This is a genomic window from Clostridium aestuarii (assembly GCF_026735135.1).
Classification (GTDB): Bacteria; Bacillota; Clostridia; order Clostridiales; family Clostridiaceae; genus Clostridium_H; species Clostridium_H aestuarii.
Window position 1 is genome coordinate 560,648 of sequence record NZ_JAPQER010000002.1, and the last position, 19,109, is coordinate 579,756.

The 19,109-nt window shown below is 29.0% G+C and carries 19 protein-coding genes; 5 read left to right on the plus strand and 14 right to left on the minus strand.

The window, feature by feature from the left end; translation table 11 throughout:
• Positions 1-93 precede the first annotated feature (93 nt).
• From hpdA to hpdB, 4 genes are all read right to left on the minus strand, one after another.
• Positions 94-1,041: a 4-hydroxyphenylacetate decarboxylase activase gene (hpdA, locus tag OW763_RS06885; RefSeq protein ID WP_268040347.1), complete on the minus strand. Its 948-nt coding sequence runs from the start codon at positions 1,039-1,041 to the stop codon at positions 94-96.
• Positions 1,042-1,137: 96 nt separating this feature from the next.
• Entirely contained in the window at positions 1,138-2,391 is a 1,254-nt protein-coding gene (locus OW763_RS06890) for an MFS transporter (protein ID WP_268040348.1), read from the minus strand.
• Between the two features lie 86 nt (positions 2,392-2,477).
• Positions 2,478-2,744, minus strand: coding sequence for a 4-hydroxyphenylacetate decarboxylase small subunit (gene hpdC / locus OW763_RS06895; protein WP_268040349.1), 267 nt, complete (start codon positions 2,742-2,744; stop codon positions 2,478-2,480).
• Positions 2,745-2,749: 5 nt separating this feature from the next.
• The gene (gene hpdB, locus OW763_RS06900; RefSeq protein WP_268040350.1) at positions 2,750-5,473 is read right to left on the minus strand and encodes a 4-hydroxyphenylacetate decarboxylase large subunit; all 2,724 of its coding nucleotides are present in this window, start codon (positions 5,471-5,473) and stop codon (positions 2,750-2,752) included.
• Positions 5,474-5,703: 230 nt separating this feature from the next.
• On the opposite strand from hpdB, the gene OW763_RS06905 reads away from it, so the two are divergent.
• From OW763_RS06905 to OW763_RS06925, 5 genes are all read left to right on the plus strand, one after another.
• Positions 5,704-6,291 (plus strand): restriction endonuclease, encoded by a 588-nt coding sequence (locus OW763_RS06905; RefSeq protein ID WP_268040351.1) that lies wholly within the window; start codon positions 5,704-5,706, stop codon positions 6,289-6,291.
• Between the two features lie 18 nt (positions 6,292-6,309).
• Positions 6,310-6,900 (plus strand): restriction endonuclease, encoded by a 591-nt coding sequence (locus OW763_RS06910; RefSeq protein WP_268040352.1) that lies wholly within the window; start codon positions 6,310-6,312, stop codon positions 6,898-6,900.
• A gap of 159 nt (positions 6,901-7,059) precedes the next feature.
• Positions 7,060-8,151, plus strand: a complete 1,092-nt coding sequence (locus OW763_RS06915; RefSeq protein WP_268040353.1) for a GerAB/ArcD/ProY family transporter — start codon at positions 7,060-7,062, stop codon at positions 8,149-8,151.
• Positions 8,132-9,271 carry a Ger(x)C family spore germination protein gene (locus OW763_RS06920; protein WP_268040354.1) on the plus strand — a complete coding sequence of 380 codons (1,140 nt, stop codon included), beginning with the start codon at positions 8,132-8,134 and terminating at the stop codon, positions 9,269-9,271. The genes OW763_RS06915 and OW763_RS06920 overlap by 20 nt, the downstream gene beginning before the upstream one ends.
• An 18-nt stretch (positions 9,272-9,289) precedes the next feature.
• Entirely contained in the window at positions 9,290-10,717 is a 1,428-nt protein-coding gene (locus tag OW763_RS06925; protein ID WP_268040355.1) for a spore germination protein, read from the plus strand.
• 234 nt (positions 10,718-10,951) lie between these two features.
• On the opposite strand, the gene OW763_RS06930 is transcribed toward OW763_RS06925, so the two are convergent.
• From OW763_RS06930 to thiW, 10 genes are all read right to left on the minus strand, one after another.
• Positions 10,952-11,407 (minus strand): FxLYD domain-containing protein, encoded by a 456-nt coding sequence (locus tag OW763_RS06930; protein ID WP_268040356.1) that lies wholly within the window; start codon positions 11,405-11,407, stop codon positions 10,952-10,954.
• Between the two features lie 119 nt (positions 11,408-11,526).
• On the minus strand, positions 11,527-13,503 hold the full coding sequence (locus tag OW763_RS06935) for a bifunctional metallophosphatase/5'-nucleotidase (RefSeq protein ID WP_268040357.1): 1,977 nt from the start codon (positions 13,501-13,503) through the stop codon (positions 11,527-11,529).
• A gap of 57 nt (positions 13,504-13,560) precedes the next feature.
• Positions 13,561-14,067 (minus strand): hypothetical protein, encoded by a 507-nt coding sequence (locus tag OW763_RS06940; protein ID WP_268040358.1) that lies wholly within the window; start codon positions 14,065-14,067, stop codon positions 13,561-13,563.
• A gap of 168 nt (positions 14,068-14,235) precedes the next feature.
• Positions 14,236-14,577 (minus strand): zinc ribbon domain-containing protein YjdM, encoded by a 342-nt coding sequence (locus tag OW763_RS06945; RefSeq protein ID WP_268040359.1) that lies wholly within the window; start codon positions 14,575-14,577, stop codon positions 14,236-14,238.
• 275 nt (positions 14,578-14,852) lie between these two features.
• The gene (locus tag OW763_RS06950) at positions 14,853-15,725 is read right to left on the minus strand and encodes a methionyl aminopeptidase (protein ID WP_268040360.1); all 873 of its coding nucleotides are present in this window, start codon (positions 15,723-15,725) and stop codon (positions 14,853-14,855) included.
• 58 nt (positions 15,726-15,783) lie between these two features.
• Positions 15,784-16,464 (minus strand): DUF5680 domain-containing protein, encoded by a 681-nt coding sequence (locus OW763_RS06955; RefSeq protein ID WP_268040361.1) that lies wholly within the window; start codon positions 16,462-16,464, stop codon positions 15,784-15,786.
• 131 nt (positions 16,465-16,595) lie between these two features.
• On the minus strand, positions 16,596-16,742 hold the full coding sequence (locus OW763_RS06960; protein WP_268040362.1) for a hypothetical protein: 147 nt from the start codon (positions 16,740-16,742) through the stop codon (positions 16,596-16,598).
• Between the two features lie 39 nt (positions 16,743-16,781).
• The gene (locus tag OW763_RS06965) at positions 16,782-17,159 is read right to left on the minus strand and encodes a DUF2500 domain-containing protein (RefSeq protein ID WP_268040363.1); all 378 of its coding nucleotides are present in this window, start codon (positions 17,157-17,159) and stop codon (positions 16,782-16,784) included.
• A gap of 586 nt (positions 17,160-17,745) precedes the next feature.
• Positions 17,746-18,564: a hydroxyethylthiazole kinase gene (gene thiM / locus OW763_RS06970; RefSeq protein ID WP_268040364.1), complete on the minus strand. Its 819-nt coding sequence runs from the start codon at positions 18,562-18,564 to the stop codon at positions 17,746-17,748.
• A gap of 35 nt (positions 18,565-18,599) precedes the next feature.
• Positions 18,600-19,103 carry an energy coupling factor transporter S component ThiW gene (gene thiW, locus OW763_RS06975; protein WP_268040365.1) on the minus strand — a complete coding sequence of 168 codons (504 nt, stop codon included), beginning with the start codon at positions 19,101-19,103 and terminating at the stop codon, positions 18,600-18,602.
• Between the last annotated feature and the right edge of the window lie 6 nt (positions 19,104-19,109).

Below are 19,109 nucleotides of genomic sequence, written 5' to 3' on the forward strand. Positions count from 1 at the left end.
GATTGTATAATAATTAAAATAAAAAATACACTTCTAAATATCAACTTAATATTTAGAAATGTATTTAAATAGAAAGCAAAGTTTTATTCTCCTCTAAAATGGAGTTTCTGATCCTGTATAGCATGCAATTTGGCTATCTAAAAAAATTTCTTGAATATGATCTAGTTTTTTCTGAGAGGTTGGTTTTTCTTTACTATAAGGATATTTTCTACCTAATTGACTCCACTTAGAGTCACCCATTCTATGGAAAGGCAATATATTTATTTCAAATAATCCTACTTTTTTCATAAACTCTGTTATTTTTATAATATTTTCATCTGAATCGTTAAATTCCTTTATAACTGGCATTCTTAAAACAATTCTTCCGCTCCAATCTGATTTAGCTAAAGTTTCAATATTTTTCAATATTAAATCATTATAAACTCCCGTTTTTTGTTTATGCTTTTCTCTATCCATATGTTTAATATCTATAAAAGCAAAATCTATATACTGCATTACTTTCATGAAAGTATCTGTATCTACAAAAGCACTTGTCTCAATAACAGTATGAATATAATTTTTTTTACATTCTCTTAATGCTGCCATAAGAAAATCTTTTTGATAAAACACTTCTCCTCCACTAAAAGTAACGCCTCCTTCTTTGCTCCAAGAATGACTATCTCTATTAAGTATTTTAATGAGTTCTTCAACTGTATACCATTTCCCACACACTTTTAATGCCTCATAGGAACATACCTTTGCACAATCAAAAGTGGTACACTTATCACATAACTTCCAATTTAGTAATAACACACCGTCATCACTCAAACTAATAGCATTGTGTGGACATGCATTTATACAAAGTGAGCACCCTTTGTCATATTTACATTTTGTTTTAGCAAACATAATCTGTGGTCTACCCTTCCAGCTTTCCGGATTAGCACACCATTCACATTTTAAAGGACATCCATTCATAAAAACTGTAGTTCTACATCCTGGTCCATCATGTACAGAAAAGCTTTGTATATCAAATAGTAACCCTTTTACATCTAAGTCTCTCATCCTAATCCTCCTAACAATATTCCAAATAAGAAAAGATTTGTTAAAAATAACTATAAATCTTTTCTTATTTTTTAAACATTACAACTAAAAATTATATTATTTTTTTGAATATTGTGGTAATAAACCTGCTGCAATAATTGAAACTGTAAATGAACTTGCAGCAAATATCATTGATTTAAAATAACTTCCTGATATATCATATAAGTGTGCCCCCATATAACTTCCAAGAGCTGGTCCTATGCCCATTACTATAAGTGTTGCTAATCCCCAAATTTTTCCCAAAGATTTGTTACCATAAATTGCTCCTGCATATCCTGCGACTCCACCTGGCTCAATAGCCCAATATATTGCAAAACATACACACGCAATAACACCAACAGCTAAAGATTTGCTAGTATTTAATAATAATGCACATGCAAGTAGTCCTACTGCTGGGGCAAATATCAGCATAATTTTTCTAGCTTTTATTTCATTATTTAGTTTTTTAACTACTTTATCTGAAACAATTCCCATTACAGGCATAGTAAATATTCCTACGATACCTATAATTACATAAAGATTTGTAGCAGTACTTAATGAAAGCTTACAATCTGTTGTCCAAAATTTTACAACTTGAGTCCAAACTAAAAATTCTGCAACCATACTAGTTAAAAATGCAATAATAGCACCCCAAATTGGAGCTGTTCTAAATGCTTCTTTAACACTCCAAATATGCTCATCATTTGATTTGATTTGTATAGAATCACTTCCAAAAGCTTCAAAACCATAATCATTAGGGTTTTTCTTTGCAACTATTGAAGCGATAACAAGTGCTATAAATACTACCACTGAAAGTCCTCTCATTGCAATTCTCCAATCTAAAGTTAAAAGTACAGCTTTAGCTCCAAGACTCAAAACAACTTGAGCAACTGGTGCTCCCATAAATGCAATACCCCACATAGTAGCATAAGATTTTCCTACATACCACTTACGGACAGATACTGTAGAAGATACCCATAACATTCCTGTTCCAATTCCCGCAAATACTACATAAGGAATTAAATATCCCATATAGCTATGCGCATAACTAGTTATTAAAAACCCTAGTGCTGCACATACAGAACCTATAGCATAAGCAGGTTTAGTTCCCCATTTATCAATAATCATACCACTAAAGAATGCCGTTACTGCATATACGGTCATCATTAAAGAGTAACCTAGTGTTAGTTTAGAAGCACTCCATCCTAAAGATTTAGACATAGGACCTTGCAAAACAGAAAATGTTGATCGATATCCAAATAGACAAAATACAGCTAACCATGATGCCAAAACAACCATATGACCTAAATGCTTTGCTTTTTTTTCATCCACTAACTCCATCCCCTTTGTAAATATTATTTAATATATTATTAAGGCGCAATATATTTTATTGCGCCTTTTCTTGTTGTAATACTTTATTATTTTTCGTGATATCCTTCACAAGTTACAGCATCTAATTCTTCATGACACCATGCTTCTTTTTCTAATCCTACACATACTCCTATACCATCTTTATTAGCTTCTTTGAAATTTTTGCAAAATTTACATTTTGCAGCCTTCTTGAAATTGGAACACACCTTGCTATCAATTGGAATCAGATTTCCTGACACCCTACATATTCCTTTAGCTGCATCTATACGTGAAAAATTGAAACAATCACTATGCTTTAAATTCTTTATTTCCATTAAAATCACACTCCTTCATATTCTGTTCTTGAAATCACTTCATCTTGTATTGGTTTTCCAATTTCGCACCAATACTGAGTAAACCCTGCAACTCTTACCATGAGATCTCTATACTCATCAGGTTTTTCTTGAGCAACTCTTAATACCTTAGAATCTACAATGTTATATTGAATATGGAATCCGCCTTTCCTCATATATGCACGTGTTAATTCAAGAAGATTTTTTGTACCTTGAACACCTTTTAGTGCACTTGGATGAATCTTTAAATTCATCTGAGAATTTTGTGATAAACTATGATCCCAAACTGTTGCTGATTCAAACAAAGCATATGGTCCATTTTTATCTGTCCCTGGATACGCAGACATAGATGCATCTGAATAAGTTGTTCCTGTTAATCTTCCATCTGCTGTTGCAAGTGTTGCTCTTCCTTGTGCTCCATGAGTTGAAACGGAAATTTGACATGGATACATATTTTTACCATATAATGATTCAACTTTACGTGACATTTTAGAGAACCATTCTTCATATTGTTTTAATATATTATCTACATATTTATCGTCATTGCCATATTTAGGTGCTCCTAAACAGGCTCCATAAATCTCATCATATTTACTAGAATTATTACGTTTTTCTTGATCAACTAAAGAATAGCTTCCAACCTCTTCAGATGTCATAAACCCAAAATTATTGATAATAGCATCTACCATTTGTTTTAAAGTATATTTTTTCTCATCATATATTAACTTTTTAAGTGAAGCTAATGAATTGACCATGTTAATAGTACCACAGCTTTCTACATTAAACGTTGCATTATATCTGTATCCCATATTTCCTATATGCAATCCTTTATCAAGGCAGTCAGGTTTTAACATAGAATTTACTATACCCATATTATGTTTACGCCATATATCATGTTGAATATTATTTGCCTTTGCAACTGCATCAACTAATATTTCATAATACTGTTTAAATGCCCCCCATAATTCTTCATAGGTTCTAAGTTTCTTATTATGAGGTGGAACTACTTGCATACCTGTTCTATAATCTTTACCATTTGTTAAAACTAGTTCTAATATCTTAGGATTTGCCATGAAATGCACACCTACACTTGTAGGTTGACCAGCTCCACCTGGAATTAAATATTCTTTATCATTTAAATTTAGTTTTTTCCAACAACATGGAGAAGTTTCTAAACATCCACCTATTGCAAAAGCTCTAGCTTCATCAATATTCATTCCTTCAGGACCATATTGTTTCATTAAGAAATCAATAGCAACTCTATTATTCATCCATGCTGGATATCCTGAACCAGTTTTATCACATTCTGCACATTTCAAAAGGAATTTATCAGGTAGTTTTTCATCATAAAGAACGGATAATGTTGGTTGAGGAGTAGCGCAAGTAATGCCTGCCTCAACTATAAGCATTTCTAAATCATTAGTAGCAGATTGTCCATCTTCCGTTAAACCTCCAAGACTTAAATTATTGAATGTATTTCCTGAAAGAACCCCTCCTACAACTCCTGCACAAGCAAAACAATCGATGGCAGTAATCTTAACTCTGTATAGTTCTAATAATTCAAGAACTTCTTTTTCTGTTATACGTCCAACTTTCATATCTTGTTCAAACCAAGGATATAAAATTTGTCCTAATCTTCCAATTGACATTCCAGATATAGCATCTTCATTAATAGCAGCTATATGTAATGTATATGTCAATTGTAATGCTTCTCTAAAAGTTCGTGGTTGTTTATGAGCTATCCATTCAAGACATTGAGTTATCTCCACGTACTCTTTTCTTTGGTTTTCATCTTTTGTGGTACTAGCTAATTTTCTAGCTAATTTAGCATAATTTAAAATCCAGTTTTGAAGTCCTTCAATTACAATTTTTACTGCTTCATAAAAATATAACCTTTCCATACCAACTAGTCCATCACCATCTGCTTTACCTGCAACTTCAATTTTGCGTTGTTCTGCCCTTTCTTTTATTTCATCAAACCCATATTGTAATGGATAATAATAATTTATAACCTCTCTACCTTGTGGAAGTGTAAATCCTGAATCAAACATACAAATCAAACTTCTCATTGCATTCTCTTTTAAATCGTATCCATCAACCATTTGCTCATACTTATGACCTAAATCCTCTACTGATTTTCCCACCCATCGTTTTGCAAGTTTTAAAAGCACAGGAATTTCTTCTTTTCTCATACCAAACTTGCCAGCTATAGAAACTACATTATCAAAACTTTGAGTAACATTTCCACCACCGCCACCAAATGCACTTAACTCTCCTGAACTTGCACTACCTCTTTTTAATGCCTCTTTGTAAAGTTCATCTTCCTTTGCTACAAAAAAGCTTTCAGAAAGCCAAGGCATTGGAAAAGATCCTCTAAAGCTACTAGTTTTTTGCATAACAAGTTTTTCACCTGGAATTATGTTAGGTGTTGAATGTGAAAATGCACATTTAAGCGCCTCTGCTCTTCTAATTACTGTAACCTCTCCATCTAACTCATCCCATCTACGGTTGTACCAATAAGGAAATTCTGTATTAGCTGTAGACAATGTATTATAGAAAAGTTCTCTAAGTTTTTTTGCCCTAGGAGTTGGTTCTTTTTTTACTTCTCTATCAATCATTTTTTCTGGAGCTTTCCCTCCCGACTGATAATTCATGGATAATCCTTTTGAAGCTAAAATATCAGCTAATTTCATTCTAGTTTTATCTTTCATATTAACACTCAGTCCTCCCTTTTAAACATCATATAATGCCTATCACATTTACAATTATATGTATAATTTAGGGTAATATTACTAATTTAACATAATATTATCTTTTTTGTATTATGAAAATTAAAGTTTATAATTTTCAATTATACAATTTCCTCAATTAATAATCCATTGTATATATTTTATATTTATGTATAGAATTTAAATATCAAGAATAAATAAGGAGTGATATGATGAATCTTTACATAAAACTAATTTTATATTTATTTGTTATATTTATATTAAAAATTATAAATAAATATTTAATACCTTCAGTACATAAAATCAAAAAAAGTTTTAATTCTGACAGACTGAAATATGGATTGGTTTCCAAATACTTTTTATCAAATTTAACTAATAGTGAATTTGAAAATTATTGTAAATATTTTTTGGAAAATAGAAATTTCAAAGATATTACTAATATTTCAAAACCAACAACTAACGGATTAACTCTTACATGCAAAGACAGTAATAATTCAAAAATACATATCAACTGCTTTAAAGCTAATTGTAAAAATGAAAATAATATTGGTGATAATTATGAATCAATAGGTCAATCATATATTGAGGAATTTATTGGTGTCATGGTACACGATAAAATAACTCATGGAATGATAATAACTAATGGTAACTTTACTTCTGAAACTAAAAAACATGTACAAAATCTCCCCCCAAAATATAATGTTGAGCTTATAGATGGTACTCTCTTATCTAGTTTTTCATGGCAAATCAGAGAAAAGATTGTTATGAAACTTTCTAGCCAACAAATACTTACTCAATAGCTGGAGGTAAATCTAAATATGACTAACTATCTTTACCAACTAATATATAATATAACTGATTTTATAAATAATATTTTATTAATAGTAATTATATTATTATTTACAATAACTGTCTTTAAATTAATAAAAGCATTTATCATTTATCATAGAGAATATAATGATATTGAACGATTAAAAGAATGTAAAATTAACATAAAGGATTTAAATAATTTAACTCCTAAAGAATTCGAACAATGGTGTACTGCATATTTATCTAAACAAGGATATACTTATATCAATATGGATTCACTGAACGTTAATAATAGAAAAAATATTATATGTAAAAAAGGAAAAGAAACATATTGTGTTAAATGTAAAATATCTCCGCATTCATACGATATCAAACATATTCTTAATTTAGAAATCGCTCGTCAACTCATAGGTTCAATGGAGTACAATGGAATTTCAAATGGAATCATTATAACTAGTGGTATAATTTCTTCAAAAGCTATTGATTATATTAATTCCCTTCCTAAGCCTTATTCTATTGAAATCATTGATGGAAGTCATCTAGTAAAAGATTATAAAATTATATATAGTAATTTATTAACTTTGTATGATAAAAATTGATATAGTAAATAAACCTGTAAATACTAAAAGCTCTGAAAAGTATATTGTATGCTTTTCAGAGCTTTGATTTATTTCATATAAATTTTTATAAATACCATTTTAGGTATAATTTATAAAATAATGAACATACTAGTTTTATATACTATAGGAGGTATATACATGAATGAATCTCTCACGAGTAGACAAATTTTCTTTCTTATCTTTGGTGTAATTGTGGGTTATGGTGTTGTGAATATTGCTAAAACTGTTGCTGAAGCTGCTGGAAGTGGTGGATGGATTTCCTTAACAATTTCTACATTAATAGCAAGTATTATTACATATATAATCGTGTATATTGGATATGTGCATAAGAATAAAACACTTTATGATTATAGTCAAATATTAGTAGGTAAAACTGTTACATCTATATTTATATTCATATACATTATATATTTTTTTTTAATTTTCGCTATGATTACTAGAATATCCAGTGAGATAATTAGACTTACTATACTTATAAAGACACCTGTGTATGTAATATGTTTACTTTTCTTTTTAGTTACATATTATGCTGTAATAAAGGGTCTAAGAAATATTGCAAGAATTTGTGAATTGTATGGTATTATCATAATTTTTAGTGCTCTTATTATACATTTTCTTGTTTTTACACAAGGAACTTTAATTAACCTAAGGCCTTTTTTTAGAAATGGAGATATTGAAATGTATTTTAAATCTCTTGGCAAAACCTTATTCCCCTTTTTAGGAATGGAAGTACTTACTTTTGTACCTATTCATGAAAAAAACACTAAAAAAGTATTTAGATATGCAATTTCAGCAATTATATTTGTAGGAATTATATATATAATTGTAGTAGAATCATGCATATCAGTGATGGGCGTAGATGATATTATACATTATAAAGATTCCTTAATAGCTACATTAAGAAGAATCTCTATTCCATACCTTCAATTTCTTAGAAGAGTTGATGGTATCGTTTTAACCATATGGATTATGTCTGTATTTTGTACAATTATCATATATGCATATGGGACTGTTTTCTATATAAGTAAACATTCCAATATTCAATTTAATATTCTTACATTTATTATAATAACAGCAGCTTTTATTGTATCTCAATTTCCTAAAACTTTTGAAGAAATAGAAAAAGCACTCGAATATATTAGCTATTTAGGACTTTTTTGTGCAATAATAATACCCATAACATTACTAATTATTACAAAGGTGAAGAAATATGATAAAAAGATATCATAAATTACTTATAATCTTAATATTATTTTCCGTATTTTTAACAGGTTGTTGGGATTACCTAGACATTGACAAAAGAAGTATAGTCATCTCTATTGGAGTAGACAAAGTAAAAGATAATATTGAGTTTTCTGGAGAAGTAGCTAAACTTTTGCCTGAAATGGGTGAAAGAGGTGGTTCTCCTCAAGGAACAAACGTCTACACAGATTTGTCTTATGGAAAAACCTTTGAAGAAGCTAGAATAGATTTTAATAGAAGACGTCCTCACCCAACGTTTTTGGGAGCAACAAGAGTAGTTGTTTTTGGTTCAAATTTAGCACAAGAAGGTATAGAACCCTATTTAAACAGAATAAACAAAACATATGATTATAGAAAAACTCTTCTTGCTGTAGTAAGTAGAGAACCACCAAATCAAATATTTGCAACTAGTATAGAAAATGATCTATCTGTAGGATTTTTAATAGAAAACACTGTGAATTTCTTGGCTAAAAATGGTTCTGCTCTATATAAAACTATTGGAGAGATGCTTTCAGATATAGCACTAAATGAAGTAGGTTATGTTCTACCTTATATAGGCATAGACAAAAGAGATATAAAATACTTAGGACTTGCTGTTATGAAGGATTCAAAATTAGTGGGAACAATCGACATTAAAGATAGTGATGGACTACTCTATCTTTTAGCAAAAAATCCTTTATTAACTGAAGTTATGACTAGTCCTAAGAATGAAGAAAATAAGATTTCTTTTAAAACATCTATTAAAAACAGAAAAATCAAAACAAAATATGTAAATAAAAAAATAGTAATAAATATAAGTTTAGATTTAAATGCCAGATTACGATATCAATATTTTATAGAACCCATAAGCAGCGGAGATATAAAACAATTGGAGACTATGATATCAAATAAAGTAAAAAAGGATATTGAAAATATTTTAGAGCGAACACAAGAAGATTATGAATGTGATATTTTAGGATTTGCAAGATATTTTAGAGCTGATAATTCCACAGTTTATAAACAAATAAAATGGTCAGAAGAATATCCTAAAGCAGAAATTAATGTTAGTGTTAATACTAAAATTATAAATCAAAATTTATCCGATCCTAATGCTGAAAAGAAAGAGTAAATATAGCGTGGTGATAAAATGAGATATAAAAGTAACCTAATATATAAAATAAACGAAATTAAAAAAATTAATTCAGGAATATCAATAAGAAAAATACTCAGTATGAACACTGAAGTCTACATTATATATATATCACAACTTACAGACAAAGAAAGACTCTCTAACGATATCATAAAACCTATATTACAATATAATAAGTCAATTGATGATATAGATTTAATTGCTAATTCTATAATTTATATAGATGATATTTCTATAGACAATGATGAAAATAAAGTTATAGATTATATTTTAAAAGGAAAATCAATTATTGTTACATCTAATGCTGAAGAATATATAATTGCAAATACTTTAAAAATAGCTAAAAGGAGTATAGAATCTCCACAAATTCAGAATGCATTAAAAAGTCCTAGAGATTCCTTTACTGAAAATTTTGAAACAAATTTATCCTTAATACGCTATAGAATAAAAGATTCCTCACTTGCAATTGATAATTTTACCATTGGTAAAAGAACCAAAACTAATGTTGCAGTAGTATATCTTACTGATGTTACAAATCCCAAATATGTTAACGAAGTCAAAAAAAAACTGAACAATATAAGCATAGATGGTATTATTGAATCAGGCTATATTCAAAAATTTATAAAAAATAATACTTTCGATATATTTCCTCAGGTTGGTATTGTTGAAAGATCTGATGCAGCATGTGCATGTATATTAAAAGGAAAAGTTTGTATTATTGTTGAAGGTAGTAATTTAGCATTAATTCTACCTCAAACCTTTTTTGAATTTTTAGATTCTGGTGATGACCATTATGATAATATATTTTTGGCAATACTTTCAAAATCTTTAAGAATATTTACTTTTATGACCTCACTAACACTATCCGCGTTATATGTTACAATAGTTGGTTTTCATCCTGATATTCTTCCAGAACAGTACATTTTAATTTTAGCTACCTCAAGAGCCCCCGTTCCGGTTAATGCATTATTAGAAATTACACTTATGGAAATAGTATCAGAAATACTAAGAGAAGCCAGCATAAGACTCCCGAAGCAAATTGGTGCTGCTATAGGTATTGTTGGTACTATTGTTATTGGTCAGGCAGCAGTAACTGCTGGTCTTGTTAGTCCTCTTACAGTCATTATTATATCTTTGTCTACAATGACTTCGTTTGTAACTCCTGATTACACAATTATGCATCCTGTGCGTATACTAAAATTTATGCTAATTTTTATAAGTGGTACATTGGGTTTATTTGGATTTACCATAGGAATGACTTTTATCGCAATTAATTTAGTTTCAACTACAAGTATGGGAGTACCATACGCTAGCCCTATTGCTCCATTAAGTATTAAAGATCTGAAGGATTACATTTTAAGTGATATTACTTTGTCTAAAAAGAGACCTAGATTTTTGAGTCCTAGAGATAAAAAAAGGCAGTAAGGACTTTTTTCACTCTGAAACTTAACTGTTCTTATTTGTTATATAATACGCTAAGCTAAAATCAAAAAACAAGAATAACCATATATGCTTTTTAGATTACTCTTGTTTTTTAATATTTATTACCATACTCTATAATATTCACAACTATACCTAATTGAACCATAAAAATTATTATATACATATACTAATTTTCAAAAAACCAAACTCCAATTTATCTATAGTCTATTAGAAGTTTTATTTAATATTATCTGCTTCTATTTTTACTGACTTTAATTTAAAGCTTGCTACTTTTTCAGCATTCATAACATCACCTTTAAAATCTATTGTTCCACCATTTTTAATTTTTTGCGTATAAACATCTGTATTATATTTTAATACATTTCCATCTTTATCCAAAGTTTCATATTCTAATGTTACTGAATCTAAATCCACACCAGTAGCATTAGTTATTTTACCAACTATTTCTTTTCCACCATATTCACCATCAATCATTTTTACATTTTTAATATCAACTAAAGTTGATTTTTGAAAATGCGCAGGCATATTAGCTGAAGCCTTCTCCATTCTAGTAACTATTTTTTCTAATCTTTGCATAACTCCTGTATCCGCTGTAGCCACATTAACTGCTCCAAAAGCTAGATTAACACCTATTAACCCACAAATAACAATTTTTTTAATATGTTTTTTCATTTTACATCCTTCTTTCTATGCTTACTTATAATTACATTTTAGTAACTTAATTCTCATTTGTCAATAATTATAAATTTTGTTATACAAAAACCATTTAAAATGTATTTTTATCTTAATATCTAAAAAAAAGATTTTTTTTCTTTCTTTTTTAGCTTCTTTTTATGTTTTACAATCATTACAACTACAAAAGCAACTACACTACCAAAGATTGTAACAATAGCATAAACCCCTAATGCAATATTGTTGGGGTGGCTAAATAAAGCATGTATACTTTTATCTTTATTAACAATTTTTCTGCCTTGAACTTTATTATAATATTGCGGAACATTTGAAATTCCTTCCACTTTATCAAAAGATTTAATATATTCAGCAATTGCTTTCCATTCTTTTACTTCTTTATTGCGTCCATTAACAGTGTCAGTAATAATCTGAGCTTCAAAATCAGTAATAGATGTACCGTCTTTAGTTTTAGGAACAATTGATAAAAGTCCAAAAGACTTTTCACCTACAATCGAAAGCATTTGAGCAGAATATAAACCTACAACAACACGATACAGTTTTGTATCATTTATCTCTTCATATGTACCATCTAGTTTTTGTAATATAGCATTTGTAACTCTATTAAAAATCATTCTATTCGGATTAAATGTATAGCTAATACCAGACATATAAAGCTGTGCATTACTCATCATTGGAGTAATAGATGCATCCACTTCACAAGCTGTTTTTAATTCCTTACCTGTTAGATAAGCTGAAATCAGAGGATAACCTGTAATACCATCTTTACCTATTCCTAACGAACTTACAGTAAACACATCTGATACAGTTATATCCCCTTTTACAAATGAACCTCTTATTGTACCCGATGGTACAATAGCAACTGAAATCGGATTATAATTTGGACCTTCTGCTTTTTTTACAGCATATATATAAGCATCACTAATAAGATTACCTAAGGGTTCTTCTCCATGTTTATTCCCTATTTGAGATGAAGCTACAAAATTAAAATCTGTTTTTGCTAACACTTCATCAAATTTCATTCCAAAATTATTTAGATATTTTTGCTGCACTATGTTTTTGAAATCTTTTATACTATTAAAAATATTCTTATCCGCTTCTAAACTAGAATCTATTTGCTTAAGATTATAGCTATCCAATTCCCAACCTTTTTTTATGTTTTTTGAAATTTTTATAACACCTAAGTTCTCACTATATTCTCCACATGAACCTATTATGGTATTACCAACTACAATAGGTTTATTTAACTTTGAGTGAGTATGTCCACTTATTATTACATTAATTTCCGGAACTTTTTTTGCTAATATTTCATCTTCAGATTTTGACTTATCTTTATCTATACCAGAATGTGATAAACAAATAATAAGGTCTACTTTCTCTTTTTCTTTTAATATTTGCACCATTCTCTTCGCATTTTTAACAGCATCAGTAAACTTAACCTCCGACATAGGTGCATTAGAAGCTGCATCTTTTCCCATTAAACCAAAAACGCCTATTTTTATACCACTACGTTCTATTACGGTATAATCTTTTACCCCATACACTTTCATAGCTTGTTTCAAATCTGAAAGTGTTTTAGTTAAATTTCCATTCTTGTCTATTGGAAATTCCATATTAGCCTGTACAATTTGTGGTAACTTGTCTCCACTTTTAATTGCAGCATTTAAACTTTTAGTCAAGCCTGTAGCTCTAAAATCAAATTCATGATTTCCCAAAGTTGTCACATCATAACCCATTTTTCCTAATAATCTAAGCTCTGGTGCATCACTTGCATATACAGACTGTAAAAGCGTTCCCATAGAAAAATCCCCTGCATCAATTAATATTGAATTTGGACTTTTTTTCTCTTCTTCATTTATAGCACTTTGGAGTCGTGCATATCCTCCTAATTGCAAAACTTTTTCATTTTGTTTAACCTTAAAAGGAAGAAAATGATCGTGCATATCATGAGTAAACAGTATAGTCATAGTTTTAGTATGTTCTTCTGCAAAAACTTTAATCATATTAAATGGTTGCATCATCGTAATTATAAGTCCTATACAAACTATTCTCAGGATTTTATTAAGATTCTCTTTCAATTTTATACCTCCAATTATAGTCTTCTTCTAAAAGAGCTTGAAATATATTCAATTTATTTAACTCATCTCTTTATTCAATTCTACATACCTATTATTTTCTTCACTCCAAATATACGCTCCTTCTTTCACCACTATGATACCACCATTTTCACCATTCCAAGCATACATTTGTCTATCTTTATGTGGTGTTTCTTCGCTAATACAATCTTCATTTATTTCTTCTTCTACATCTAATATACTAGCTAATTTTGTATCTTTATAAGGTTCACTCATTAATCCTATTAGGCATTTCTCCCCTTCACTAGACCAATCATCTATGCATATATAACATAATTGTGATGTATACCTTCCTGATATTGAAATTGGAACATTATCTTGAATTTTAATAGTATAATATAATTCAATTTCATCATTTTCAACTATATAATAATATCCATGCATATCATAAATATTTCCTTTATAAAAAGTATAGTCATTATCTAATATTTTTATTGTTATATTTTTTAATATAATAACCTTAGCATCTTCATTATTAATCACATATTCTCCTAAAACATTACTCACTTTAGTCTTCTCTCCTTTTTTATAAATCTTTAAATATAATATCATACCCACATTTATCATTCATGTAAATAATCTTGAATTTCTTCTTAACACTATTTTTGCTTCTGTTTAGAAAAATTGAACTACATAAAAGAGCTAGGCTTAATGCCTAGCTCAATCTATACTTAGTTATACCTTTTTAACAAATTGAGATTTTAATTTCATAGCTCCAAATCCATCAATTTTGCAATCAATATCATGATCTCCATCAACCAAACGTATATTTTTTACTTTTGTACCTATTTTTATGACTAATGAACTTCCCTTTACTTTAAGATCTTTGATTATTGTTACAGCATCACCATCATTTAAGATATTTCCATTTGCATCTTTGATAATCTTTTTGTCTTCACTATTTTCAGTTTCTAATTCTAAATTCCACTCATGAGCACATTCTGGGCAAACAAAAAGACTTCCATCTTCATAAGTATATTCTGAATTACATTTTGGACAATTTGGTAAATCCATCATAATTTCATTTCCTCCATTCGTTATTGTTAATTCTAATATATAAAAGTTATTTTCAATTTCGCTTTTACAACTTCATAAGAATAGCAATTACGAACTTGAAATTCACAAAAAATATATAGGTAATTCCTTATAGACTTATATACTATCATAGTCTTTTCATATTGACAAACCATTCTCCAAATTCTTGAAGTTACTCATCAAAATTCATAGCCAACTTATCTAATTCCTCGTTTGCTTATCAGGAAAACGTTTATTGAGCTCTATGCAATCTTTTTTTATTTCGATATTATCTCTATACCATCTTCAGTTACAAGAATTGTATGTTCCCATTGTGCTGAAAGTGACCCATCAGCTGTAAATGCTGTCCACTCATTATCTCTATCTATAAATATTTCATGACTTCCACCATTTATCATAGGTTCAATAGTAAATACCATTCCTGGTACTAAAATCATACCTGTTCCTCTTTTTCCAAAATGATACACAAAAGGATCTTCATGAATAGCAAGTCCAACTCCATGCCCTCCAAACTCTCTAACTACAGAGTATCCATTACTTTCTGCATGCTCTTGCACTGCTGCTGCTATGTCTCCTAAAAAACTCTTCCAAGGTTTAATAGTCTCTATTCCTTTATATAAACATTCTTTAGTTACTTCAACAATTTTTCTAGCTTCTTCACTTACATTACCAATTTCAAACATTCTTGATGCATCTGAGAAGTATCCATTAAGTATAGTTGTTGCATCAACATTTATGATATCTCCAGTTTTAAGAATTATATCTTTGCTGGGTATCCCATGACACACCTCATCGTTAATTGATGTACAAATACTCTTTGGAAAACCATCATAATTAAGATCCGCTGGTATTCCTCCATGAGATACTGTATATTCATGCGCTAATATATTTATTTCTTCTGTACTCATACCTTCTCTAATATTCTCACTAATAACATCTAAAAGACCATTGTTAATTTTAGCACTTTCCCTTATTCCCTCAATTTGCTCTTTATTCTTAATCATATTTCTTGTTGGCACTTCATATCCTTGTTGCTTTAATTTTTTTAATTTTTCATAAAAATCCATGTGACACTTTTTATATTTTAAACCACTACCACACCAACATTTATCATTTCTATTGAAAATCATGTACACTATCTCACTTTCATAATTATATTTAATTTCAATTCATCCTCATAATAACTTATTATTTAATACATCCGCCATTAAAAATACATTCATATACTTTGATATCATTCAAAAAAATTTCTTCATACCCTTGAAACCATTCAAATTCTCCATTAACAATGCAATGATATTTGTATTGTCCATTTTGATATACCATTGGACCACGATATGGATATTCTTTAGGTACTAAAGCTAATGCCTCTTTTAAAAATTTTCCTGAAAAACCCTCTCCAATAATTCTCCCATTATAATTCATTCCCCAAATTGGAATATCGTCCTTCCATAATGCCTCTTCTCCAGCAAATTGTTCTCCGCCTAAATAGGTATCAATATATCTTAAATTTCCTTCAATATACTGTAAATCATGTGAATTAGGTCTAAACGATTCAACCTCAGCACCTTTATCTGCATATGTAGATTTTTTTGCTGTACATAAAAATTGTATTATATCTTCATTTATATAATCTTCCTTATTCTCTTCTATATGTAAACGGCAATTTTCTTCATAATCATTTACCAATTTATCAATACTTACTTTAAAAAAATCACTTAATGCAATTAATCTAGCAATATCAGGGTATGACTGTCCAACTTCCCATTTTGCAACTGCTTGCCTTGATATTCCAATAATTTCTGCTAATTTTTCTTGTGTTAATCCTTTTTCTTTTCTCAATCTATGCAATTGTTCTTGAAAGCTCATTTTAATCACCTCTAAGTCAAGTATACTAATAAAATTATTACACTTCTACCAATCGAACATAACAATTTTGTCAACCAGCAGTTGCTTTTATTTTAAATATAATTTTCTTTATATTATTCAATAAATATATGCTAAACAAAACTTCCTATAACCACCAATATCATTGGAATTAAAAAAATAACACCTATTACTTTTGAAATATTATTATTCTTCTTACATCCTATATAAATTAATAAAATACCAACTAGTGTTATTAATGAAAATATTAAAGTTTTCATTTTTCCACCTCTATACCTTTTTTTACTTATAACAAAAATCTAAATCACTTCTCTCTTAAATTGCTTAAACCATTCACCTTGATATGTAACCATTCCACAATCACCTTCTGCTAACATACCGTACTCTTTACCACTTATAGTTAGCTCTATTCGCTGACCTGCATCAGTTTCAAAAGTAACATAATAATAAGTATGACTGCTACTTCTATGATTATTACTATTACAGTGATGAGTTACACTAGTACGTTTAGTAATTACTTTTCCATGTTGTGTTAATATTGGCGAAGTAGCATTTTTGTGATACCTATTAGCTGAAGTTACTACGCCGTAAATAATCATCCCCATTACAATTAAAAAGAACAACATAAAAAAAGGTGGCATACCGCAAAAAAAGCCTTCATCAAAACCCATTCCCATTATAATACCCCCTATTAAATCATTTAAATAATCCTTATTACAATATATTTTAAAATCTTCTAATATAAATACTTTATCTATTAGAACAATGTTATCTTCATTAATTACATCTACCTAATGTTTTTTTATAAATTTTGATATAAAACTATACACTATATTCTAGTAACGTAATTTCTTTAAATTATATCCCAATTATATTATATATTACATAAATATAGGAATCAGTACCCCTATTTTATTGGTTTTGAAAAAACTATGATAAATACTCTAAACTTATATTATATGATTATCCTAATATCATTAAAAACTAGAGAAACAAAAACGATTTAAGTTTACGAACTACAGCTAAAATTTTAAGAATAGGACCAACCCTCTTAGTAGTTGGAAAAATGGAGTTCATACCATTAATAAAAATAAATTCAAGAAACTAAAGAAAATATTATAAATCAATTAGTAACCTAAAAAAGGAGCTTGGCTCCTTTTAATTAATTCATACTATCTTCTTATCAATCCCTAACTCTTTCTCTAAACATGTGAAATATGGTTCAATAAATTTAGGATATCATCCATATCAAAGATAGCATATCTATATTTCCTCAATATTAATTCCTCCATTTATAATATCTAAAGTCATATTGCTTATACTATCAATTAAAAACATACGAAACATCATAGTACCGCCTTCAAATATTTTCATTTTTTTAAAAGCTATATCTCCACTTATTCCCATTGTTGCTACTGCACATGCTGTAGCTTCTAAGATATTATCTTTATTTGCTCCACAAAAGGTACCTATTAGCGCCGTAGACATACATCCTGTTCCAGTTATTTTTGCCATAATAGGATGTCCATTTCGAATTATATATGTTTTTTCTTTGTCTGATACAATATCTATGGAGCCTGAAATGGCAATAATGCTTCCCAATTTTTTGCTCATCATCTTTGCCATTTCCACTGTTTCTTTAAGATTTTCTTCTGTAACCTTATCTTTCTCATTGGCATCCACTCCTTTTGTAATACCTTTTCCGTTTGCTATTGCTTTAATTTCTGATATATTTCCTCTTATAACAGAAAACTTTATATTTTCAGAAAGATTTATAAATGTTTCATTTCTTAGCTTTGAAGCTCCTATTCCTACTGGATCTAAAACTACTGGATGTTTCAAAGAATTGCTTTTTTCCCCTGCTAAAATCATGGAAGATACTTCGTGCACATTTCCCATATTAAGTACAAGACTTTGGCTATTTTGAGTAATTTCTTCCACCTCATCTTTGTGATGTGCCATGGTAGGAGATCCTCCCCCAGCTAGTATAATATTTGCACAATCATTTACTGTAACAAAGTTTGTTATACAATGAACGATAGGCTTACTGTTTCTTATATTTTGAAATATTGATTCAAACATTTTTGATTTCCTCCTATTTTTTATTTCACTAAAATTTAGTTATCTAAAAGAGATTTTAAACTTAAAAGTACGTTAGATCTATCTAATGTCTTTAATAATGCATAACCTAATACTGCTCCCATAAAAGAAGATGGAATGAAAAATGGAACATATGTAAATATGGACATATCTGGTAAGCCATAAAATATTCTCATAAATGGATATGCAATAATTGCACTTAAGACTCCTGTTCCAATTACTTCTCCAACAACTGCAAATATTAATTTATTGGATATTTTATACAATAAACCTGATAAAAATGCACCCACAACAGCACCTATGACTGCCAAAATAGTACAACCATTTAACGTCATTCTCATAAGTCCAGTCATTAATGCACATGAAAACCCCCAAAATGGTCCTAAAAAAACTGCTGCTATAACATTAATAAAATGCTGAAATGGTGCCATCCTTGGAAAAGATACAAAGGTACTTAGTATATATCCCATGCTTGCTAAAACTGCTGTAAATATCTGTTTTTTAAAGATTTCTTTTTTCATTTTATT